Source organism: Pseudomonas phytophila, assembly GCF_025643095.1.
GTDB classification, from domain to species: domain Bacteria; phylum Pseudomonadota; class Gammaproteobacteria; order Pseudomonadales; family Pseudomonadaceae; genus Aquipseudomonas; species Aquipseudomonas quasicaspiana.
In genome coordinates, this window is the sequence record NZ_CP081201.1 from 1,586,760 (window position 1) to 1,609,557 (window position 22,798).

At 58.1% G+C, this 22,798-nt stretch carries 19 protein-coding genes; 10 read left to right on the top strand and 9 right to left on the bottom strand.

Annotated features, from left to right (window positions below; genetic code table 11):
• Positions 1 to 3: 3 nt before the first annotated feature.
• The 8 genes from K3169_RS07015 to gap all read right to left on the bottom strand — a co-directional run bounded on the left by K3169_RS07015 (position 4) and on the right by gap (position 8,960).
• Positions 4 to 1,512: a sigma-54-dependent transcriptional regulator gene (locus K3169_RS07015; protein ID WP_263270753.1), complete on the bottom strand. Its 1,509-nt coding sequence runs from the start codon at positions 1,510 to 1,512 to the stop codon at positions 4 to 6.
• Between the two features lie 252 nt (positions 1,513 to 1,764).
• Positions 1,765 to 2,121 (bottom strand): DUF5064 family protein, encoded by a 357-nt coding sequence (locus K3169_RS07020; RefSeq protein WP_027899817.1) that lies wholly within the window; start codon positions 2,119 to 2,121, stop codon positions 1,765 to 1,767.
• Positions 2,122 to 2,246: 125 nt separating this feature from the next.
• The gene (locus tag K3169_RS07025) at positions 2,247 to 2,702 is read right to left on the bottom strand and encodes a YbaN family protein (protein ID WP_095094182.1); all 456 of its coding nucleotides are present in this window, start codon (positions 2,700 to 2,702) and stop codon (positions 2,247 to 2,249) included.
• Positions 2,699 to 3,313 (bottom strand): biliverdin-producing heme oxygenase, encoded by a 615-nt coding sequence (locus tag K3169_RS07030; protein ID WP_263270756.1) that lies wholly within the window; start codon positions 3,311 to 3,313, stop codon positions 2,699 to 2,701. Before K3169_RS07030 ends, K3169_RS07025 begins: the two co-directional genes overlap by 4 nt.
• Positions 3,314 to 3,430: 117 nt before the next feature.
• On the bottom strand, positions 3,431 to 6,040 hold the full coding sequence (locus K3169_RS07035) for a TonB-dependent receptor (protein WP_263270758.1): 2,610 nt from the start codon (positions 6,038 to 6,040) through the stop codon (positions 3,431 to 3,433).
• A gap of 119 nt (positions 6,041 to 6,159) precedes the next feature.
• Entirely contained in the window at positions 6,160 to 7,125 is a 966-nt protein-coding gene (locus K3169_RS07040) for a FecR family protein (protein WP_411567029.1), read from the bottom strand.
• Positions 7,126 to 7,192: 67 nt separating this feature from the next.
• Positions 7,193 to 7,711 carry an RNA polymerase sigma factor gene (locus tag K3169_RS07045; protein WP_122707943.1) on the bottom strand — a complete coding sequence of 173 codons (519 nt, stop codon included), beginning with the start codon at positions 7,709 to 7,711 and terminating at the stop codon, positions 7,193 to 7,195.
• Between the two features lie 247 nt (positions 7,712 to 7,958).
• Positions 7,959 to 8,960, bottom strand: coding sequence for a type I glyceraldehyde-3-phosphate dehydrogenase (gene gap, locus K3169_RS07050; RefSeq protein WP_099267566.1), 1,002 nt, complete (start codon positions 8,958 to 8,960; stop codon positions 7,959 to 7,961).
• Between the two features lie 219 nt (positions 8,961 to 9,179).
• Here gap and edd point away from each other — a divergent pair, with 219 nt between their 5' ends.
• From edd to K3169_RS07100, 10 genes are all read left to right on the top strand, one after another.
• Positions 9,180 to 11,006, top strand: a complete 1,827-nt coding sequence (edd, locus tag K3169_RS07055; RefSeq protein WP_231666075.1) for a phosphogluconate dehydratase — start codon at positions 9,180 to 9,182, stop codon at positions 11,004 to 11,006.
• Complete coding sequence (locus K3169_RS07060) at positions 11,003 to 11,980, top strand: glucokinase (RefSeq protein WP_099267568.1); 978 nt, start codon at positions 11,003 to 11,005, stop codon at positions 11,978 to 11,980. Before edd ends, K3169_RS07060 begins: the two co-directional genes overlap by 4 nt.
• A 205-nt stretch (positions 11,981 to 12,185) precedes the next feature.
• A complete protein-coding gene (locus tag K3169_RS07065) occupies positions 12,186 to 12,923 on the top strand; it encodes a response regulator (protein ID WP_027898728.1) in 738 nt (245 codons plus the stop codon).
• A 60-nt stretch (positions 12,924 to 12,983) separates the two neighbouring features.
• Positions 12,984 to 14,390 (top strand): ATP-binding protein, encoded by a 1,407-nt coding sequence (locus K3169_RS07070; RefSeq protein ID WP_099267695.1) that lies wholly within the window; start codon positions 12,984 to 12,986, stop codon positions 14,388 to 14,390.
• 468 nt (positions 14,391 to 14,858) lie between these two features.
• Complete coding sequence (locus K3169_RS07075; protein ID WP_263270761.1) at positions 14,859 to 16,145, top strand: ABC transporter substrate-binding protein; 1,287 nt, start codon at positions 14,859 to 14,861, stop codon at positions 16,143 to 16,145.
• Positions 16,146 to 16,259: 114 nt separating this feature from the next.
• Positions 16,260 to 17,168 carry a carbohydrate ABC transporter permease gene (locus K3169_RS07080; RefSeq protein ID WP_027898725.1) on the top strand — a complete coding sequence of 303 codons (909 nt, stop codon included), beginning with the start codon at positions 16,260 to 16,262 and terminating at the stop codon, positions 17,166 to 17,168.
• Positions 17,161 to 18,006 carry a carbohydrate ABC transporter permease gene (locus K3169_RS07085; RefSeq protein WP_027898724.1) on the top strand — a complete coding sequence of 282 codons (846 nt, stop codon included), beginning with the start codon at positions 17,161 to 17,163 and terminating at the stop codon, positions 18,004 to 18,006. The genes K3169_RS07080 and K3169_RS07085 overlap by 8 nt, the downstream gene beginning before the upstream one ends.
• Positions 18,007 to 18,008: 2 nt before the next feature.
• Positions 18,009 to 19,169 carry an ABC transporter ATP-binding protein gene (locus K3169_RS07090; RefSeq protein ID WP_263270762.1) on the top strand — a complete coding sequence of 387 codons (1,161 nt, stop codon included), beginning with the start codon at positions 18,009 to 18,011 and terminating at the stop codon, positions 19,167 to 19,169.
• Positions 19,170 to 19,281: 112 nt separating this feature from the next.
• Complete coding sequence (locus K3169_RS07095) at positions 19,282 to 20,637, top strand: carbohydrate porin (RefSeq protein WP_027898722.1); 1,356 nt, start codon at positions 19,282 to 19,284, stop codon at positions 20,635 to 20,637.
• A 222-nt stretch (positions 20,638 to 20,859) separates the two neighbouring features.
• Entirely contained in the window at positions 20,860 to 21,714 is an 855-nt protein-coding gene (locus tag K3169_RS07100; RefSeq protein ID WP_122707933.1) for a D-hexose-6-phosphate mutarotase, read from the top strand.
• A 153-nt stretch (positions 21,715 to 21,867) separates the two neighbouring features.
• Here K3169_RS07100 and K3169_RS07105 read toward each other — a convergent pair whose 3' ends face one another.
• Positions 21,868 to 22,734 (bottom strand): MurR/RpiR family transcriptional regulator, encoded by an 867-nt coding sequence (locus tag K3169_RS07105; RefSeq protein ID WP_027901054.1) that lies wholly within the window; start codon positions 22,732 to 22,734, stop codon positions 21,868 to 21,870.
• Positions 22,735 to 22,798: the final 64 nt, after the last annotated feature.

Here is a 22,798-nt window from a genome sequence, read left to right on the forward strand (position 1 = left end):
GCATCAGGCTTTTCCGGGAATCCCGTATTTACGCAAGCGATGGGCAATGGCGGTGTGCGAGGTCTGCAAGCGCGCCGCCAGTTGCCGGGTCGACGGATAGTCGGCGTAGAGCTTTTCCAGCAAGGTTTTTTCGAAGGTATCGACAGCCTGTTCCAGGCTGCCGACTTCGCCATCAACGTCCCCGGCAACGGCTGTGCCGGCGATGTCCAGATCACCGATGTCTACCAGATTGCTTTCACTGATGGCCGCCGCGCGGAAAATCACGTTCTGCAATTGACGCACGTTGCCCGGCCAGCGATTGCCCAGCAACGCCGGATAAGTGCCGGTAGCAAGTCGGCAGACCGGGCGCTGAATCTGTGCGCAAGCCTGTTCCATGAAGTAGCGCGCCAGTAACAGAATGTCCTGTCCGCGATCGCGCAAGGGCGGGACTTCCAGATTGAGCACATTCAGGCGGTAGAACAGGTCTTCGCGGAAGGTGCCTTCGCTGACCATTTTTTCCAGATTGCGATGCGTTGCGCTGAGGATGCGCACGTTGACCTTTACTTCCTTATCCCCGCCAACACGCCTGAAGCTGCCGTCGTTGAGGAAACGCAGTAGCTTGGCTTGCAGGTACGGCGACATTTCGCCGATTTCATCGAGAAAAACAGTGCCCTGATTCGCCAGCTCCATCAGCCCCGGTTTGCCACCTCGTTGCGCCCCGGTGAATGCGCCGGGGGCGTAACCGAACAGTTCACTCTCGGCGAGGTTTTCCGGCAGGGCGGCGCAGTTGAGTGCCAGAAAGGGCGCGCTGTGTCGGGCGCTGGTCGCGTGGCAGGCGCGAGCCACCAGCTCTTTGCCGGTGCCGGTTTCACCCTGGATCAACAGTGGCGCGTCCAGCGCAGCAACCCGCTGTGCGCGGGCCTTCAAGGTGCGGATAGCCGTGGACTCGCCCAGCAGCGCATCGAAGCCTTCGGCATGGTCGTGATGCAAGGCCGACAGACGCTCACCGATACGGCTTGGCTGGTAAAGGGTGAGCAATGCACCCGCATCGGTAATCGGCGTAGCGTCCAGCAAGAACGCTTCGCCGTTGAGCGTGACTTCACGTAAAGGCAGGCGAAAGCCGTTTTCCAGCAATGCGCTGTGCAGACCCGGATCGGCAAACAACTCGGCCACCGGTTCACCGGCAGGCTCGCGCCCGATCAGCGCGATCAACGCCGGGTTGGCCAGCAGCACATGCCCGGCACTGTCCAGCGCCAAAACCGGATCGGTCATGGCTGCCAGCAATGCATCGAGCTGCAAGTGGCGACGCTGGCCGGGCAGAATATCAACGACCGTAATGGCTTCAACGCCACGCACCCGGAACAGTGCGTCCTTGAGTTCTTCAAGGACCTGATGGCTGAGGGTCGGTGCGTCGATGTAAACGTTGGGCGGCACCATTTCCACCGCATCCAGATTCAGATTGCGCCCACCCAGAATGGCCAGGACTTCCTGAGTGATGCCGACGCGGTCGATGAAGCTGACGTGGATACGCATGGGGCGCTAATGGTTCTGGGTGAAGAGGGGGGGCATTATGCCAGTAAAACCGGGGTGCAACGCTCAACTGGAATGAGTCTGGCGGGGTAACTGTGGTTTGAGATGCCACGGTCGCCTACCGTAGACCGCCTTTTCACAGCATTCCGTTGGAGCGAGGCTTGCCCGCGAATCAGCCGACGCGGCAGGGCAGACGAACCGCATTATCGTTCTTCGCGGGCAAGCCTCGCTCCAACAGTGTCTCTGCGCCCTATCTCAAACCAAGTGCTCTGGCTTCACCGGTTCGCCCGGTTCGATGCCCAGCTTGTCGTGAACGTCCTTGAACATACGGTCATATTCTTCATGCATCGCCAGCGGCACCAAAGCGGTGTGCGGCATGCCGTGTTTGACCGCGATCTGGTTGGCGTTGTGAGCAAAGTTGCAGGCCAGATCTTTTGGCAGTAAGAATTCATCCTCGAACGTGTTGCCTGCGACTTCGCCCTGCATCGTGAAATGCATGGATTTGCCTTCCTCAGGATGCTCGCTGACTTCGTAACGGATATGAATGTCATAGCCGAAATCCGATGCTTGCAGCGGCGCGCGAGTGATATGCAGATGGCCTGGTTCGAACATGTCATTGCCCCTTGGCTGGTCGATGAGTGTCACGGTAGACCCGGTAAGGTCCGTTGACGTTCAGGGAATGTGAAGATTCAACCTTAGGCCATGTCGAGTGACAGTGGCGTGACGAGGATCAGTGCTCAGGACTTGCTGCTGACTGGCTCTGGCCGCGACCATATCCACAGGTTGCCTAGCAGCATGCCGCCAACGGCGGCATACACCGGCCAACCGTGCATCAGATAAAGCATCAGCCCCGCGCAGAGCAGCATGCTGATGGTCGCGCTGATCTTGGCGTTACGGGTCACCCGGCGACCATTGCGCCAGTTGCTCAGAATCGGGCCAAACAGCTTGTGATTTTCCAGCCAGGCGCTCAGGCGCGGCGAGCTTTTGGTCGCAGCCCATGCCGCGAGAAGAATGAACTCGGTTGTCGGCAGGCCCGGAATGAAAATAGCGACAATCCCTATGCCCAGACTGACGTAGGCGAGGATGCCGAACAGAAGGCGAGAGAGTCTGGTACCGGGTGGTTTGGAGGTCATGGTCACTACAGGCAGGTTCAGAAAGCCCGGCCAGCTTAACAGCACCGGGCGTTTTTTCATGCTTGAACCGACTCGACCTTTGGCGCATGGGCATAGGCGTGCTGGAGCAGCACATTGAAGCGTTCGAACGCCGCGATGGCGCCTTGATCCGCCTGAGCCTCTTCCTGCTCGGTGAAGTCCAGCCCGTCCAGGGTTCTGATAAAGCTTTTCCAGCCTTCCGCCCGGCCGCCTGCTGGCTCGCCCAGATGCCGGGCTCCGAAGCTTTCGCTCAGGTTCAGCGCAGCGGCACGCTTGATCAAAAAGGCCGCCCCCAGTTTGGAGCCCTCGGACACAAACAGCCAGCCCATGGCCTGAGCCCTGGTCGGTTTGTGCACCGCACCGGAGATAGTGGGTGGAGTGTCAGTGTTCAGATCGGCAAGATCGGCTTTGGCCTGTTCTGCGCGGCACCGTGCAGGCAGGTCAGGGACGATTTTCTTCAACTCGGGATCGTTATACAGCGCCTGCAGCTCTGCCTGAAACAGATACTGGGCGACGAGGAAGCGCTTGTAGCTTTCCAGCGTTTCAAAGGGCGCATTGGCTTTTACTGCCTTGTCGAGTTGCTCGTGCGGCGCGTGGGTAATCTGGTTCAGGCGCTGGGAACGCAGGGCAGGGCGATTGTTCTCGCAGGTCATTGGGTTCTTCCGTGGCAAACATTGAGAGGATGTTAAATAGACGAATGACTCACCCTTGAAGCGTAAAAAAACATGCCGCCGAAGATCATCGACGGCACGCTTTCAGGGGTTGATTGCTTAGATATCCCAGACCACGTTGACGCTGAAGTTGCGGCCGGGCTGAGTCAGGCGGTCAAGGTTGGCCGGGGCGGTGACGGCTGCTTCGCCTGCGCTGTCATAGCCGCGCACGTCGTCCCATAGCCAGTATTTTTTGTCGGTGAGGTTGTACAGGCCCGCATTCACGGTTACATCGTTGGTGACCTTGTAGTACCCGCTGAGATCAAGCACACCGAAGCCCGGCGTTTTAAACTGGCTTGATGAACCGTCTGGTTCATTGAATTCAAGGTCACTCACACGGTCCTTGCGTTTGACCAGCGTCCAGCTGAGCAGCCCGCCATAGTTATCCTGTTCGTAGCCCAGACCGAACACGCCCGTCAGTGGGTTGATGCTATTGAGCGGCTCGCCACTGTCGTTGTTACGGCCATACAGGTAGGTAATGGCGCTTTGGGTAAAGAGGCCTTTTGGAGCGCCAAACGTATCCAGATTCAGGCGACCTTTGAGTTCAACGCCCTTGATGGTCGCATGAGCGATGTTGTTCGCCCGGAAGGTCGCTCCGGTAGCAGTGCCAGGCTGAATCTGGTCTTCATCAATGAAGTCGCGGTATTTGTTGTAAAACACTGCAACGTCGAAGGTGCCTGCTTCAAAGCGGCCACGGAGGCCGGTTTCATAGCTCTTGCTCTTTTCCGGCTCGAGATCAGGATTAGGCTCGACGGTGTAACCGCTTTGCAGGTTTTCGAAACGTCCGTAAAGCGCTTTGGCGCTTGGCGTGCGGAAGCCTTCCGCATATTGGCCGTACCACGTGTACTGATCATTGAAGGCATAGGTCACGCCCAGCTTGGGCGACACGCGATGCCATTTCTGGCTTTCGTCACTGACGCTGTCCCGATCCTCACCCACCGTGTTGAGAAACTCTTGAGTGATGTGCGGATCCAGACGGGTGTAGTCATAGCGGACGCCTGGCAGGAACGTCCAGTCGTTCCAGCGGATTTCGTCCTGTGCAAACAGGCTGTAGGTACTGATAGTGGGGTCCGGGAAGTCACTGGAAGGGGCCAGGGTGTTTTGAGGCAGTACCTGGCCGACTGCCCTGCAAGTACCGAACCCCGCCGTCGACGCGCAGACTTCACCGCCGCTGCGCTGGCCGGTGACTTTCTGCTGCTTGAGGGTGGTGCCATAAGTCAGCAGGTGCTCGGTGTCGCCAATGCTGAAGGCCTTATCCAGTTGAGCATCGAGAATCCACTGACGTTCCTTGTAGGTGGTTTCTCGAGAGCGCCACACATCCCGTGTGATCGGGAAGTAGCGCTCAAGTGTCGTTTGATCGGTCTTGGCAATCTGATAATTCAGACTCCATTTGACGTTATCCGCCAACAGGCTATTGAGCTCGAAGCTGTTTTCCAGACCAAACCGCTCGCGGCTGATGGTGTCGTTCCCGGTGCGTCCACGGTAAAAGTTCAGGCCGGTACCGACCCCGCCAGTGAATAGCCCGCCGACAGCGCTCTGTTGGTCAGTGTCTCGGTCATCCTTGTATTTTTCGTAAGTCAGTCCCAGGCGTGAACCCTCGCCATAGTTCCAGCCCAGCTTGGCCAGAATGTTGGTGGTGCGGGCATCCTCGGGGTTGGCTTGCGTCCGCTCCAGTCCGGTACCGCCGATGCTGCCATAAGATTCAGTCTCGTGGCCGTTGCGCTGGCTCAGGTGCAGCAACCCGTCAAAGTCACCCTGGCGTGCGGCGAATGTCCCAGAGGTGAGCCAGCTTTCATCGGCCGAGCTGTAGCCGGTCTTGAGGCGCGCGCCGACGTCCTTGCCGTCCTTGATGATGTCGTCGGCATCAAGGGTGTAATAGCTGACCGCGCCGCCTATGGCGCTGCTGCCATAAAGGGCCGATGCCGGGCCACGCAGAATCTCGACGCGTTTGACGATTTCCGGGTCGACGTAATTACGGTGGGTGTTGGCATACGGACCGGAGAAATAGTTGTCAGGCACTTCGACGCCGTCCACCTGAGTCAGGATCCGGTTGCCGTCGATGCCGCGAATGTTATAGCCGGTGGTGCCCGAACGTTGACCGGCACCGCCCACGGAAACTCCCGGTTCATAGCGCACAAGGTCACGAATAGTATTCACGTTCTGCCGATCCAGTTCCGCACGTTCATGGACCGAAACCGAACTGGGTACCGACGCAATATCCTGAGCCTGGCGAGTAGCGCTGACCGTGATCTGGCTCAGTGCAACAACTCCGTCGCTGCGTTTTTCCAGCACCACATTGTTGTTTCCCATCGTGCGGTAGCTCAGGTGCGAACCGGCCAACAGTTTTTCCAGTGCGTTGGCAGGTGATAGCGAACCGCGTGCGCCGGGGGAAGTGACGTTGTTGGCCAGCTCAGAAGAAACCCCTACCTGCCAGCCAGTGATGCGGCTGAACTCGTTAAGCGCCGTAGTCAGTGGTTGTTGCGAGATGTTGAATGCGTAAACCCCGGCAGTCCGGGTCGATGCCGTTGTTGTGTCGGCTTCGCTGGCGTTGGCTGCGTGCAAAGCGCCGGACCAGCCAGCAGCGGACAGAACCGCCAGGGTCAACAGCGAGAGGGCGGACTTGTGCAGCCCTGCGGTGCGGGACGCATGGGGCGTGACGGGATTACGCATTGTCGATGGGGCTCCGTTGTGCAGTCTTTTTAGTTTTAGCAGCTGTCGTTAATACGAATCAGTTGCATTGGCTAAGACGAGACGCGCGACGGATGACTATCGAGTAAAAATAAATCGGCTCAGTTGAGAATGACCAGTGCAGGCAGTTCATGCAGCTGGGAAGAGGTGATATGCGCGAGCGACCGGACCACGTCCATTGGATTGTCCAGGCGGTAATTTCCGGTCACCGCAACGCTTTCCAGTTTGCTGTTGGTGTTGACGATCCAGCCGGGATAATAGCGTCGCAACTCGGCGAGGACCTCACCCATCGGGCAATTATCGAACACCAGACGACCTTGAATCCAGGCCAGATCCTTGCCCGGATCAAGCTTCTCGCGATGACTGAAACCTTCAGGCCCCACCCGGATGCTGTCACCTCCTGCGAGCTTCACTGCGTCGTTGCCTTGCGGGGCGCGCACATCCAGTGCCCCGCGTTGCACCTGAATCTGCGCAATGCCATCCAGGTAGCGCACCGCAAAGGCGCTGTCATTGGTGCGCATGCTCACCGCGCCCGCCTGTACCTCCAGTGGCTGACCCTGGCTGACCGGTACTTCGAAGAAGGCTTCGCCTTGCAGCAATTTGGCGACCCGGCTCTTGCCGGTTACATCACTGGAAAATGCCGAGTTGGTGTTGAGCAGCACCTTGGAGCCGTCATCGAGTTGCAGTCGCTGACGTTCACCGACCACCGTCAAGTGATCAGCCTGCAGGCGAAGACCCAGGTTACTGAAACTGAACACGCCGATCAGCAGCATCGCGGCAGTTGCCACAGGTATCCAGCGGGAGCGCAGGCGGCGCCAGCGTGATGGCTGACTGGCGTTCAATTCGACTGCCGCCAGGGCAACCGGTTTTGAGTGCCAGATCGCCTGAACCTTGGCAAACGCCTCCCGGTGGGCAGAGTCGGCCGCCAGCCAGGCCTGAAAACGGGCTTGCTGTTGCGCGTCACTGCCATCCAGCTCAATCAGCCAGGTCAAGGCTTGATCCATCACGCTGTCGCTCAACACCTCTTCAGCGATGGTGCGCGCGCGATGGAGGTCAGGGTCCTTCACGGGAAGTCCTCGGTTATTCTTGTGTGTCGTCGGCCGATGCCGGATTTGCCGCAGACTGCTGGAACGCTCAAGGGTGGTCAAGCCTTGTTGCAACCGCCACACAGATCGCCATGATCAATTTCAGCTCCTTCTGCACGGTGCTTGCGGACACGCCGAGTTGCTCAGCGATTTCCACATAACTGAGACCCCTGAGGCGGCTCAGGCTGAAAATCTGCTGTTGGCGAGGCGTCAGGGTAGCGATGCTTTTACTGAGCACTTCGACCATTCGCCTGGCGTGGATTGCGTCTTCCAGCGACGTCGTCGAGGCGCTGACGTTTTCCATGTCGGCGGTCGTCGCGTCCTCGGCCAACAAGCGTTCCCGCACGCGCCGGGCGCGCAAATGGTCCAGCGCGAGGTTGCGGGCGGTCTGAAAAATGAATGGCTCAAGGTGCTCGATAGCGCGATTGCTCAACGCGCCAGTCACGCGCAGATAGGTTTCCTGAAGCAGGTCTTCTGCGGTGCTGTGATTGCTGACAATCCGCTGCAGGGTGCGCAGCAGAATAGGTCTGTGAGAGACGAATACTTCGTTTAAACGCGATTGACTCACCGGGGGAGTACTCGACCGAGAAAAGCAGCAGATGATAATGCTTCTCATCCGCTTGTTCGGTCAAGGGGTGTTCGCTGTTGTTGTCTGTAGGAAAGGTGCGGTGTGAACTTCCTGTGGGAGCAGAGCTTGCTCGCGATAAAGCTGAACGCGGTCCAAAGTGAAGCGCGTCCAGCCTTATCGCGAGCAAGCTCTGCTCCCACAGGATTACATTTCAGTTCAGGAATGATGATTCCTCAAACTGAAAGTTTTACTCCGCGTTATGCAGCGCCAGGCAGTTGTCCAGCATACGGTTGGAGAACGCCCATTCGTTGTCATACCACGCCAGGACTTTCAGCAACTTGCCGCTGACCTTGGTGTGACTGGCATCGAAAATCGACGACAACGGGTTGTGGTTGAAATCGTGAGAAACCAGCGGCAGCGTGTTGTAACCCAGCACCTTGGAATGCTGGCTGGCTTCTTTCATCAACGCATTGACGTCGGCAGCGGTGGTGTCCCGCGTTAATTGCACGGTCAGGTCTACCAGCGACACATTGATCACCGGAACGCGAACGGCCATGCCCGTCAGTTTGCCCGCCAGTTCCGGCAGTACCAGGCCTACCGCCTCGGCAGCACCGGTCTTGCTCGGGATCATCGACTGAGTGGCTGAGCGTGCGCGGTACGGATCGGTGTGATAGACATCGATCAGATTCTGATCGTTGGTGTAAGCGTGAATAGTGGTCATCAGACCGCTTTCGATGCCCAGTTCACGGTGCAGCACTTGCGCCACCGGAGCCAGGCAGTTGGTCGTGCAGGATGCGCTGGAAATGATTTGATGCGATTTACGCAGCGTGTCGTGGTTAACGCCATAGACGATGGTCGCGTCGGCACCTTGAGCCGGGGCCGAGATAATCACCTTGCGAGCACCGGCAGTCAGGTGTGCAGCGGCTTTGTCGCGGCTGGTGAACAGACCGGTGCATTCGAACACCACGTCAATGTCTTGTGCCTTCCACGGCAGTTCGGCAGGGTTGCGAATGGCGCTGACCGCAATACGGTCACCATTGACCGTCAGGCTCTCGCTGTCACACTCGACCGTGCCGGAAAAAGGCCCGTGAACCGTGTCGAAACGCAGCAGGTGAGCGTTCATCTCACTGTCGCCCAAATCATTGATGGCGACGACCTGCAGGTCCTGGCGGTAGCCTTGGGTATACAGTGCGCGTAGGACGTTGCGGCCGATGCGGCCAAAACCATTGATTGCGATACGAAGAGTCATACAGCCGTCCTTTCTGAATTTGTTGTTGGAATTACAAGATTATTCGCATAGAAATAGAAAACAAGCCTTTTTAGTGGCAATATTTTGTTTTATCTACAACGAGAAGCCTGTAAGGCCAAAACAGTTGATCGAGATCAAGCTTTTACAGATAAGGCCTGTGCCTCGAAATCTGCAAGGTCTGAAACGGGTGACCACATACGTTAGCCTGGAGTTCAGCACATGCATCCCCGCATCCTTGAAGTAACCGAGCGGCTGATAGCCCGTAGTCAAGAAACCCGGCAGCGCTATCTGCAACTGATTCGAGGCGCCGCCAGCGACGGCCCGATGCGCGGCAAGCTGCAGTGCGCCAACTTTGCTCATGGCGTTGCAGCCTGTGGTCCTGAAGACAAAAACACGCTACGCATGATGAACGCCGCTAACGTTGCCATCGTGTCCTCCTACAATGACATGCTCTCGGCGCATCAGCCGTACGAGCACTTCCCGAATCAGATCAAACAGGCTTTACGTGACATTGGTTCGGTCGGTCAGTTTGCCGGTGGCGTACCGGCCATGTGTGACGGTGTGACCCAGGGCGAGCCAGGCATGGAAATTGGTATCGCGAGCCGCGAAGTCATTGCCATGTCCACCGCCGTAGCGTTGTCCCACAACATGTTCGACGCCGCCTTGATGCTGGGTGTCTGCGACAAGATCGTACCGGGCCTGATGATGGGTGCGCTGCGTTTTGGCCACTTGCCGATGATTTTTATTCCGGGCGGGCCGATGGTTTCCGGTATTTCCAACAAGGAAAAAGCCGACGTCCGTCAACGCTATGCCGAAGGCAAGGCTACCCGTGAAGAGTTGCTGGACTCCGAGATGAAGTCCTACCACGGCCCAGGCACCTGCACCTTCTACGGCACCGCCAACACCAACCAATTGCTGATGGAAGTCATGGGCTTGCATTTGCCAGGCTCGTCATTCATCAATCCGTACACCCCGTTGCGTGATGCGCTGACCGTCGAGGCCGCACAGCAAGTGACGCGCATGACCATGCAAAGCGGCAACTTCATGCCCATCGGCGAAATCGTCGACGAGCGTTCGCTGGTCAACTCGATTGTCGCGTTGCACGCCACGGGCGGTTCCACCAATCACACCCTGCACATGCCTGCCATTGCTCAAGCCGCAGGTATTCAACTGACCTGGCAGGACATGGCCGACTTGTCCGAAGTCGTACCGACTCTGACCCACGTCTATCCGAACGGCAAAGCCGATATCAACCACTTCCAGGCCGCGGGCGGCATGTCGTTCCTGATTCGTGAGTTGCTGGAAGCCGGTCTGCTCCATGAAGACGTCAACACCGTGCTGGGGCGCGGGCTGAGCCGATATACCCAGGAGCCATTCCTGGAGGACGGCAAGCTGGTATGGCGCGAAGGCCCGATCGAAAGTCTTGATGAAAATATCCTGCGCCCTGTCGCCAAAGCGTTCTCCCCTGAGGGCGGTCTGCGGGTAATGGAAGGCAATCTGGGGCGCGGCGTGATGAAGGTTTCGGCCGTCGCCCTCGAGCATCAAATTGTTCAGGCCCCGGCCAAGGTCTTCCATGATCAGCAGGATCTGGCGGATGCGTTCAAGGCTGGCGAACTGGAATGTGATTTCGTGGCAGTCATGCGCTTTCAGGGACCGCGTTCCAATGGCATGCCTGAGTTACACAAAATGACACCATTTCTTGGCGTCTTGCAGGACCGGGGTTTCAAGGTCGCTCTGGTCACGGACGGACGCATGTCCGGCGCGTCGGGCAAGATCCCGGCTGCCATTCACGTCTGCCCTGAAGCCTACAGTGGTGGCCCTTTGGCACTTGTGCAGGATGGCGATATTATCCGTGTGGATGGCGTAAAAGGGACCTTGCAAGTTTTGGTCGAACCGGCAGAATTGGCCGCCAGAGAACCCGCTGTGGGCCATCTGGACAATGCGGTCGGCTGCGGTCGCGAACTGTTCGGTTTCATGCGCATGGCCTTCAGCTCCGCCGAGCAGGGCGCCAGCGCCTTTACCTCGAGTCTGGAGACGCTTAAGTGAAGTTGGCCCTGGTCGGTGATATTGGCGGTACCAATGCACGTTTTGCCATTTGGGAAGACGACAAGCTGCATTCGATCCGGGTATTCCCGACCATCGACTACGCCAGTCCGGAGAAGGCCGTTGAGGTCTATCTTCAGGATCTGGAACTGCAACGGGGCGACGTCGGCTCAGTCTGTCTGGCGGTCGCCGGTCCTGTGGACGGCGATGAGTTCGAGTTCACCAACAGCCACTGGAAACTCAGCAAGTCGGCGTTTTCCGCGAAGCTGAAAATTGATGATCTGCTGTTGATCAACGACTTCAGCGCCATGGCGCTGGGCATGACGCGTCTGGCTGACGATGAATACCTGACGGTCTGCCACGGCATCAGCGAGCCGGACCGTCCGCGTGTCGTAGTGGGACCCGGAACGGGTCTTGGTGTCGGCACCTTGCTCAGTGTTGGCGTCAATCACTGGATGGCCTTGCCGGGCGAGGGTGGTCATACCGACTTGCCTATCGGCAATGCGCGCGAAGCCATGCTGTGGATGCGGCTGATGGCTGAGCACGAACACGTCAGCGCCGAAACCGTACTCAGTGGCGCAGGCCTCCTGGGGTTGTACCAGGTCAGTTGTGCGCTGGATGACATCGAGCCGGTGCTCAAGTCTCCGGCGGCTATTACCTCGGCAGCCGTCGCGGGCGATCCGGTTGCGGCAGCGGTGCTGGAGCAATTCTGTGTGTTCCTTGGGCGCGTGGCAGGCAACAATGTGCTCACCGTCGGCGGTCGCGGCGGGGTATATATCGTCGGCGGCGTGGTGCCGCGCTTTATAGAATTCTTCATGAACAGCGGTTTCAAGCGCGCTTTCGCCGAGAAGGGCGTGATGAGCGATTACTTCAAGGGCATCCCGGTCTGGCTGGTGACCGCCGAGTATCCAGGCCTGATGGGCGCCGGTGTTGCGTTGCAGCAGGCATTTGGTGAAGGGCGCGCGGTAGAACTCTAGTTTTTGAAATTCGATCGGGCGCCTGATTTCTAAAATTTGGCATCCAATCCCATGTGGGAGCGGTGCTTGCCCGCGATAAGGTCCGCGCGATTCAAGATCATGGCGCCCTCATCGCGGGCAAGCACCGCTCCCACAGTTCAGGATGTGAGTAAGATTTCAGCTTCACCCCTAACAATAACGATCCATAGCAACAAGGACGATCCCAGTGAGCTCAGTCAGTAAATCGATCCTGCTGGTCGATGACGACCAGGAGATTCGTGAGTTGCTGCAAACCTACCTGAGCCGCTCCGGTTTTCAGGTACGTGCCGTCGGCGATGGTGCGGGCTTTCGTCAGGCGTTCAATGACGAGCCCGGCGACCTGCTGATTCTCGACGTGATGCTGCCTGACGAAGACGGCTTCAGCCTCTGCCGTTGGGTGCGTCAACATGTTCGCCATCCTCATGTGCCCATCATCATGCTTACCGCCAGTTCCGATGAAGCAGACCGCGTCATCGGTCTGGAACTGGGCGCGGATGATTACCTCGGCAAACCCTTCAGCCCACGAGAGCTGGTTGCGCGTATCAAAGCCCTGTTGCGCCGTGCGCAGTTCGGACAAGAGCGCGTCGGCGGTGACGTGCTGACCTTCGATGAGTGGCGGCTGGACATGGTCAGCCACCGGCTGTTCCACAGTGACGGTGAGGAAGTGATCCTGTCCGGTGCCGACTTTGCGCTGCTCAAGCTGTTCCTCGATAACCCGCAACAGATCCTCGACCGCGACACCATCGGCAACGCCACCCGTGGCCGCGAACTGATGCCGCTGGAGCGTATCGTCGACATGGCGGTCAGTCGTCTGCGTCAGCGCCTGCGCGATACCGGCAAGTCGCCGCGCTTGATCCGGACCGTGCGCGGCAGTGGTTATCTGTTGGCTGCCAATGTGATGTGCCAAGCCAGCAGTGGTTACTGAGTGTTGATCTACGATTCGCCAAAACGCTCGTTGCCGCTGCCGCGTTCCTTGCTCGGGCGCATGTTGCTATTGACCCTGCTTGCGGTTTTGCTGGCTCAGGCGTTATCCAGTGTGATCTGGCTGTCGCAACTGCGTGCAACGCAGATGGAAGGTCTGGTCACCAGTGCGCGCAGTCTTGCTCACTCCATGGCCGCCAGCGTCAGTTACTTCCGTTCCTTGCCGTTGGCGTATCGCCCGTTGGTGCTCGACCAACTGCGCAGTATGGGCGGCACGCGCTTTGTCGTGTCCCTCAATGATCGCCCGCTGGACATGAAAGTGCTGGATGCCACGCCACGCAAACAGGCGGTGCTGACCGCAGTCGACGAGGTGCTGCGTCAGCATCTTGGTAATGATCCGGCCATCGCAGTATGGTTTGTGCGGCCTGAAGACTTGCGCATCTTCAACAGCGGGCTGACCCTCGATGAGCTGCCGCGCTCCTGGGCGCATTACGCACTCACTCTGGAGCCTGTGAACCCGCCCGTGCTGGTGACGCAAATCGAGCTGGCGGCGGGAGAGTGGTTGTATATCGCGTCGCTGCTGCCAGAGCCTTACACCACCCTCGAAGAACAGGACCTGCCGCTGCAGCAGGTCTGGTTCATCCTGCTCACCAGCGGTTTTCTATTGTTGTTCATTGGGCTGTTGGTGCATTGGCAGAGTCGGCCGCTCAAGCGTCTGGCGCTGGCTGCGCGGGACATGTCCTTGGGAGCGGACGTCGAGCCGGATGTCGAAGGGGGGGCCAGTGAGGTGGTGGAAGTCAGCAGGGCGTTCAGCGCCATGCGCACTCGCATCAGCCGTTATCTGACCGAGCGTGGTCAGTTGTTCAGCGCTATCTCCCATGACTTGCGCACACCGATCACCCGTTTGCGCCTGCGCGTCGAGCTGCTTGAGGACGAAGCCCTGCAAGCCAAATTCACCCGCGATCTTGATGAACTGGAGTTGTTGGTCAAAGGCGCGCTGCAATGCGTCAAGGACACTGACATTCACGAAAACATCGAGGCTGTGGACCTTAACCATGTGCTCGATTGCCTGGTTGAGCCTTACCTGGCGCCTCATGGCAATGGCAACGCCACGCAGGAGGGCAAGGCACTTGGGCCTTACCCCGGCAAACCGCTGGCCCTCAAGCGCTGCATCGGCAACCTGATCGACAACGCTCTCAAGTACGGCACCAAAGCTCACCTCAAGATCGAGGACAACCTCCAGGCCTTCGTCCTGCACGTGGACGATGAAGGGCCGGGCGTACCCGAGCAACGCCTTGAACGGGTCTTCGAGCCGCACTTCCGGCTCGCGGGCAATCAACAGCAAGGTTACGGTCTGGGTCTGGGCATCGCCCGAAACATCGCCCACAGCCACGGCGGCGAAGTCAGCCTGCAGAATTTACGCGGTGGTGGGCTGCGGGTGACGTTGTATTTGCCTAGAACGGTGGAATGACTGACGCCCGGAATTCTTGTGGGAAATTGAAAACCCCAATTCTACGCTGGACCTGTGGGACCGAATTCATTCGGGAAGGCGGTACTCCAGGCGATACACAGGCTGCGGATGTACCGATCTCTTCGCGAATGAATTCGCTCCTACCCAGACTGTGTGAAAACTACTGCGCTCGGCAATACTGCGTTAAAAACAGGCGAAAAATGCTCATTTAGAACACCTAGACTCCGCTTTTTCGCCTGTTTTTGCCTTGTCTTGCCGTCGCTCGCTACGTTTTCACACAGTCTGTACCGGTATTGTGTTTGCAGGCCAGCATAGAATCTCCCACAGGATTTCTCTCCCTGGTTCCAATGTAACCATCCTGTGACCATCGCGCGTCCCTTCGTTACTGTTCTTTCAAAACCCTTAGTTAGACTCCATGCAGCGCAAGCACAGACTTGCTCATGCATAACAACAAGAAAGGTTAAATCGATGAATTCAATCTCCCGCCTCGCAGCTGTCATCTCTGTTGCCTCGTTGTTCCCTCTGAGTGCTATTGCCGCCGATTCGAAAGGCACCGTGGAAGTCGTCCACTGGTGGACTTCCGGTGGTGAAAAAGCAGCTGTGGATGTGCTCAAGGCTCAGGTCGAGAAAGACGGCTTCACATGGAAGGACGGCGCAGTCGCCGGTGGCGGTGGCGCTACGGCGATGACGGTGCTCAAGAGCCGTGCCGTAGCAGGTAATCCGCCTGGCGTTGCCCAGATCAAAGGCCCTGATATTCAAGAGTGGGCGTCCACTGGCTTGCTGGATACCGATGTTCTCAAGGACGTCGCCAAGGAAGAGAAGTGGGACGGCCTGCTGGACAAGAAAGTCTCCGACACCGTCAAGTACGACGGCGATTATGTGGCCGTGCCGGTCAACATTCACCGCGTCAACTGGCTGTGGATCAACCCGGAAGTCTTCAAGAAAGCCGGTATTGAGAAAAACCCTACAACCCTCGAAGAATTCTACGCTGCTGGCGACAAGCTGAAAAAAGCCGGCTTCATCCCTCTGGCCCATGGTGGCCAACCATGGCAGGACAGCACCGTGTTCGAAGCGGTCGTGCTGTCGGTGATGGGCGCGGATGGCTACAAGAAAGCACTGGTGGATCTGGATAACGGCGCGCTGACCGGGCCTGAAATGGTCAAGGCCCTGACCGAACTGAAGAAAGTCGCAACTTACATGGACGTTGACGGCAAAGGTCAGGACTGGAACCTGGAAGCAAGCAAGGTCATCAACGGCAAAGCCGGTATGCAGATCATGGGTGACTGGGCCAAGAGCGAGTGGACGGCGGCCAAGAAAGTCGCTGGCAAGGACTACGAGTGCGTAGCGTTCCCGGGTACCGAAAAAGCCTTCACCTACAACATCGACTCACTGGCCGTCTTCAAGCAGAAAGACGCCGGTACGGCGGCTGGTCAGCAGGACATCGCCAAAGTTGTGCTGGGTGAAAACTTCCAGAAAGTCTTCAGCATCAACAAAGGCTCGATCCCGGTTCGTAACGACATGCTCAGCGACATGGGCAAGTACGGTTTCGATTCCTGTGCGCAAACCGCTGCCAAGGACTTCCTGACTGACGCCAAATCTGGCGGTCTGCAACCAAGCATGGCGCACAACATGGCGACCACGCTGGCTGTTCAGGGCGCGTTCTTTGATGTCATCACCAACTACATCAATGACCCGAAAGCTGACCCGGCTGATGCTGCGAAGAAACTCGGTTCTGCAGTCAAGGCCGCCAAGTAATTCGTTTGCGCATGCGCTAAAACCACCCCAGTCGCAGTCCGTGTTCATGACATCGTATTCCGGTGTCGGGCACGCCTGCGGACTGGAAATGATTTGTTCAATGTGAGTGATTCGATGAGCTCTGTCGCTGCCCTCAGCAAAGCCTCGCCGCTTGATGCGCTGCAACGCTGGCTGCCCAAGTTGGTGCTGGCGCCGAGCATGTTCATCGTGCTGGTCGGTTTTTACGGTTACATCCTCTGGACATTCGTCCTGTCGTTCACCACCTCGACTTTTTTGCCCAGCTACAAGTGGGCCGGTCTGTCGCAATACGTGCGCCTGTACGAGAGCGACCGCTGGTGGGTGGCCAGCAAGAACTTAATGGTCTTCGGTGGCATGTTCATCGCGATCAGCCTGGCAATCGGCGTGCTGCTGGCGGTGTTTCTTGATCAGCGCATTCGTCGTGAAGGCTTTATCCGCACCATTTATCTGTACCCGATGGCGCTGTCGATGATCGTGACCGGCACCGCCTGGAAGTGGCTGCTCAACCCGGGCATGGGCCTGGACAAAATGCTCCGGGACTGGGGCTGGGAAGGCTTCCGCCTGGACTGGCTGGTAGACCCGGATCGCGTCGTTTACTGCCTGGTGATCGCCGCTGTGTGGCAGTCGTCGGGGTTCATCATGGCGATGTTTCTCGCAGGGCTGCGTGGCGTTGATCAGTCGATCATCCGTGCCGCGCAAATCGACGGCGCGAGCATGCCGAAAATCTACTGGAAAGTGGTGCTGCCAAGCCTGCGTCCGGTGTTCTTCAGTTCGGTGATGATCCTTGCCCACATCGCGATCAAGAGCTTCGATCTGGTGGCGGCGATGACGGCTGGCGGACCGGGCTACTCCTCGGACCTGCCTGCGATGTTCATGTACTCGTTCACCTTCAGCCGTGGCCAGATGGGCATGGGTTCGGCCAGTGCGATCCTGATGCTCGGCGCGATCCTGGCGATTCTGGTGCCTTACCTGTATTCCGAGCTGAGGACCAAGCGCAATGACTAGTCATGTCGGCAAACCCGCCCTCAGCTTCGGTCGTATCGCTATTTATGCGGTGTTGATCCTCGCTTGCTTTCTGTATCTCGTACCGCTGGTGGTCATGTTGCTCACCAGCTTCAAAACACCTGAAGACATCGGCACCGGCAACCTGCTGAGCTGGCCGACCGTGGTCACCGGGATTGGCTGGATCAAGGCCTGGGGGACGCTGGATGGCTACTTCTGGAACTCGATCAAGATCACCGTGCCGGCCGTTCTGATTTCCACGGCCATCGGTGCGCTTAACGGTTACGTGCTGTCGATGTGGCGTTTTCGCGGTTCGCAGCTGTTCTTTGGCCTGTTGCTGTTTGGCTGCTTCCTGCCGTTTCAAACGGTCTTGCTGCCAGCGTCCTTCACGCTGGGCAAGATGGGACTGGCCAGCACCACCACCGGTCTGGTGTTCGTCCACGTGGTTTACGGTCTGGCGTTTACCACGCTGTTCTTCCGTAACTACTACGTGAGCATCCCGGATGCGCTGGTCAAGGCTGCACGGCTGGACGGCGCGGGCTTCTTCACGATCTTCGGCAAGATCATTCTGCCGATGTCGACGCCGATCATCATGGTCTGCCTGATCTGGCAGTTCACCCAGATCTGGAACGACTTCCTCTTCGGTGTGGTGTTCTCCAGTGGTGATTCGCAGCCCATTACCGTGGCGCTGAACAACCTGGTCAACACCAGCACCGGTGCCAAGGAATACAACGTTGATATGGCGGCTGCGATGATCGCCGGGCTGCCGACTCTGCTGGTGTACATCGTCGCCGGCAAGTATTTCGTGCGTGGGCTAACGGCCGGCGCAGTCAAGGGGTAAACATGGCAACGCTCGAATTACGTAACGTAAACAAGACCTACGGCGCGGGCCTTCCGGACACGCTGAAGAACATCGAACTGCAGATCAAGGATGGCGAATTCCTGATCCTGGTCGGTCCGTCGGGCTGTGGTAAATCGACCCTGATGAACTGCATTGCGGGGCTGGAAAACATCAGTGCCGGGTCGATCCTGATCGACGACGCCGATGTCAGCGGCATGAGCCCGAAGGATCGCGACATCGCCATGGTGTTTCAGTCCTACGCGCTGTACCCGACCATGAGCGTGCGCGAAAACATCGAGTTCGGCCTGAAGATTCGCAAGATGAGCGCAGCGGCCATCGACGAGGAAGTCACCCGTGTGGCCAAGCTGCTGCAGATCGAACACCTGCTCAACCGCAAACCGGGACAGTTGTCCGGTGGCCAGCAGCAGCGTGTCGCGATGGGCCGGGCGTTGGCGCGGCGGCCGAAGATTTACCTGTTCGACGAGCCGCTGTCCAACCTCGACGCCAAGCTGCGGGTCGAGATGCGGACCGAAATGAAGCTGATGCACCAACGCCTGAAAACCACCACCGTTTACGTGACCCACGATCAGATCGAAGCGATGACTCTGGGCGACAAAGTGGCGGTCATGAAGGACGGCATCATTCAGCAGTTCGGCACGCCCAAGCAGATTTACAACGATCCGGCCAACCTGTTTGTGGCGAGCTTCATAGGTTCGCCGCCGATGAACTTCATTCCTCTGCGCCTGCAACGCAAGGAAGGGCGTCTGATCGCATTGCTTGATAGTGGTCAGGCGCGCTGCGAATTGCCATTGGGTATGACCGATGCCGGTCTGGAAGACCGCGAAGTGATCCTGGGTCTGCGCCCTGAGCAGATCGTGCTCGCGCGTTCGGAGGCCAATGGTTTGCCGACCATTCGGGCTGAAGTTCAGGTCACTGAGCCTACCGGTCCGGACACTCTGGTATTCGTCACGCTCAATCAGAGCAAAGTCTGCTGCCGTCTGGCTCCGGACGTCGCGCCACAGGTGGGCGAAAGCCTGACGCTGCAATTCGACCCCGCCAAGGTGCTGCTTTTTGATGCCGCGACCGGCGAGCGCCTTGGGGTGCTTGCCAGCCAGCCGGTTGTCGAGCGTGCGGGGAATGTCACCCAGATCAACCGTAACTGACCGGGCACTGCTGGCCGGGCGCTCACTGCCATAAGCGCGTCCAGCCAGCGAACACGAAGTAGTCGATGTCAATGCCGTAGAAGCTAATAACAATAAAATGAGGATCCAAGGGATGAAGAAGCTACGTAATAAATCGCTAAATCACTTCCAGCGTATCGGTGGTTTGTCCGTATTGAGTGCGCTGGTTTTCTCCAGTGCGGCCTACGCCATCGAGCCTTACAACCCCAACGGGCATATGACCGGAGACTGGGGTGGTTTGCGCAAAGAGCTGTATGACAAGGGTTATGATTTCTCGCTCGAATACGTTGGTGAGATGGGGTCCAACGTTCACGGCGGTTACAACACAGACAAAACGGCACGCTACAGCGATCAGTTCGCCCTCGGCGTCAACATTGACCTGCAGAAGGCTTTCGGCTGGAACGATGCCGAGTTCAAGCTGGCAATCACCGAACGTAGCGGCAAGAACATCTCCAATGACCGTCTCGGCGATCCGCGTGTCGGCACCCTGAGTTCCTCTCAGGAAGTCTGGGGTCGTGGTCAGACCTGGCGCCTGACGCAAATGTGGGTCAAACAGAAATTCCTCGACGGCAAGCTCGACATCAAAGCCGGTCGCATGGGCGAGGGTGAGGACTTCGGCAGCTTCCCTTGCGACTTCCAGAACTTGACGTTCTGCGGCACCCAGGCTGCGAACTACGTGGACACCTGGTACAACTGGCCCGTCAGCCAGTGGGCTCTGCGTGTGAAATACAACATCACACCTGAGGTGTACGCGCAGATCGGCGTTTACGAGCAGAACCCGTCTTATCTGGAAACCGGTAATGGCTTCAAACTGAGCGGCAGTGGTTCCAAAGGCACGCTGGTGCCAGTTGAAGTGGTGTGGTCGCCGACCGTCAATTCGCTGCCTGGCGAATACCGTCTGGGCTACTACTTCAGCAGCCCGAGCGCCGACGACCGTTATGAGGACGTCAATGGCCAGCCTCAGGGTCTGACCGGCGCGGCATTCAAGTCGCGTAACGAAAAGACTGGCTGGTGGGTTGTGGCACAACAACAGGTCAGTACCTTCGGTGGCGATCCGTCCCGCGGCCTGAGTCTGTTTGCCAACGCCACCGTGCATGACAAGGACACCAACTTCGTCGACAACTTCCTGCAAGTCGGCATGGTCTTCAAAGGACCTTTCGATGCGCGTCCGAAGGATGACATCGGTATTGGTGTTTCGCGTATCCACGTCAACGATAACGTCTCTGATCGGGCCCGCCAGATCAACGCTGTCAACGGTGTCGATGATTACGACAACCCGGCTTACCTGCCTATCCAGAAGAGCGAGTACAACTCCGAGATCTACTACGGTGTGCACGTAACCGACTGGCTGACCGTTCGTCCCAACCTGCAGTACATCAAACACCCGGGTGGTGTTGATCAGGTTGATGACGCACTGGTTGCGGGTATCAAGCTGCAGACCAAGTTCTAAACGCTCAAGGGTCGTGTGTGCTTTACGGGCAGCCTGGCTGCCCGTTTTTTTTGAGTGGCAGATATGAAGTATCTGATTGAAATGCATACCCCTGTGGGCGCAGAGCTTGCTCCCGATAAGGCTGGACGCGATCCGAAGTGAACTGCGTCCAGCCTTATCGCGAGCAAGCTCTGCTCCCACAGTTAGAGTCTTCCAAGCAATTTTTCGACTGGAGCGGATTGGATGTCCGAACACCCCCTACAGCGATTCTTCACATCCCGACGTACCCGGCCGACTTTTGAGTGGGAGCGTCATCAGCACCGCGATGTGCTGCTGATCAATCATCCGCTGTGCCAGGCCGCCTTCAGTCGTCAGGGTGCTCAACTGCTGCATTTCCAGCCCACGGGGCAGAAACCCTGGCTCTGGTGTGCGTCGCGCTGGCCGCAGGTGGGCGCGATTCGCGGTGGAGTGCCAGTGTGTTGGCCCTGGCATGGAAAGCACCCGAATGAACCCGGCTGGCCTGCGCATGGCTGGGGGCGATTGGTGGACTGGAAGCTGATCGACAGCCACGAAAGCGAGTCCGGCGTCAGCCTGCACTGGCGCTTGCAGCTGTGTGACTGGCAGGCTGACTTGTATGCCGAACTGGGGCAGGGCATGAACCTGCGGCTCAGCACCTGTCATGAAGACAGCGAGCCTTGCCAGTTTGGCCACGCTTTGCATGCCTACTGGCGCATCAGCGATGTGGAGGATATTGCGTTGCAGGGGCTGGAAGGCGCTCAGGGCTACGATCAGTTGAATCGACGGTTGTGTCGGCAGGAAGGCGAGCTACGCGTTGCTGGCGGCTGTCAGCGGGTGTTTGAACACACCGGGGCGCTGCAACTGGAAGATCAAACCTGGCAGCGTCGCCTGGGGATCAACAGTCGTGATAACGCCAACACAGTCGTATGGCATCCCGGTAACAGGCCGCTGCTAGGCGTGGCGGGCAATGAGGCATCCGGTTTTGTCTGCGTCGAAGCGGCGTCAGGCGGCGATGAAAGCCTGAGCCTGGCACCGGGTGAGCAGGTCGAGCTGAGCTTGCAGGCGTGTTTGCTGCATTGAACTGCTAACTTTGTCCGCAAACACGATTCCCGTGGGAGCGAATTCATTCGCGAAGGGGCCGGTACATCCGCAGCCTATCTATCGCCTGAGAAGCCGCCTTCCCGAATGAATTCGGTCCCACAAGTTACCTCCCCAGCCATGCCACTGTGATCCTTACCCCTGATCCTCAACCGGATACCGGCTGTCATTCAAACTTTCCTTGATCTTGCGCAGGTGCGGCTGGAAGTCCACGCCGCGGCGAAGGGTCATGCCGGTAGCCAGCACATCGAGCACGGTGAGCTGGATGATCCGCGAGGTCATCGGCATATAAATATCGGTGTCTTCCGGCAGCGGGATATTCAGGCTCACGGTGCTGGCCTGCGCCAGCGGCGAACCGGCAGCGGTCAGGCCCAGCACTGAAGCGCCATTGGCCCGGGCAATACGTGCCACTTCCACCAGTTCCCGCGTACGGCCTGTGTAGGAAATGATCACGAACAATTCACCGGTGTGTGCCACCGAGGCAATCATGCGCTGCATGAGCACGTCGGCGTGAGCGGTCACCGCCAGATTGAAACGGAAGAATTTGTGCTGGGCATCCAGCGCCACAGGTGCCGAGGCACCCAGCCCGAAGAAGTGGATCTGCCGCGCCTGAATCAACATGTCCACAGACTTGCTGATCAGCGCCGGATCCAGTTGCTGGACTGCACTGTCCAGCGAGGCAATCGCGCTGCCGAAGATCTTCTTGGTGTAAGCCTCGGGATCATCGTCGGCTTCCACTGCACGACTGACGTACGCGGCACCGCTGGCCAGACTTTGTGCCAACTGCAATTTGAGCTCTGGATAACCGCTGACTGCAAATGAGCGGCAGAATCGATTGACGGTCGGCTCGCTGACTTTTGCAGCCTGAGCCAATGCCGCGATACTGAAGCGAGTTGCTTGTTGTGGGTTAAGAAGAATCGCTTCAGCTACCTTGCGCTCCGCTTTGTTGAGCTCTTCGAGGCGGCTCTGGATCTGCTCCAGAAGATTTCTTGAGTGGTCCATTCAAAGTCCTAATCAGGCAGATTTGCTCAGGTTTTTTTGAGGGCAGGCACATAGGGCCTTTAGC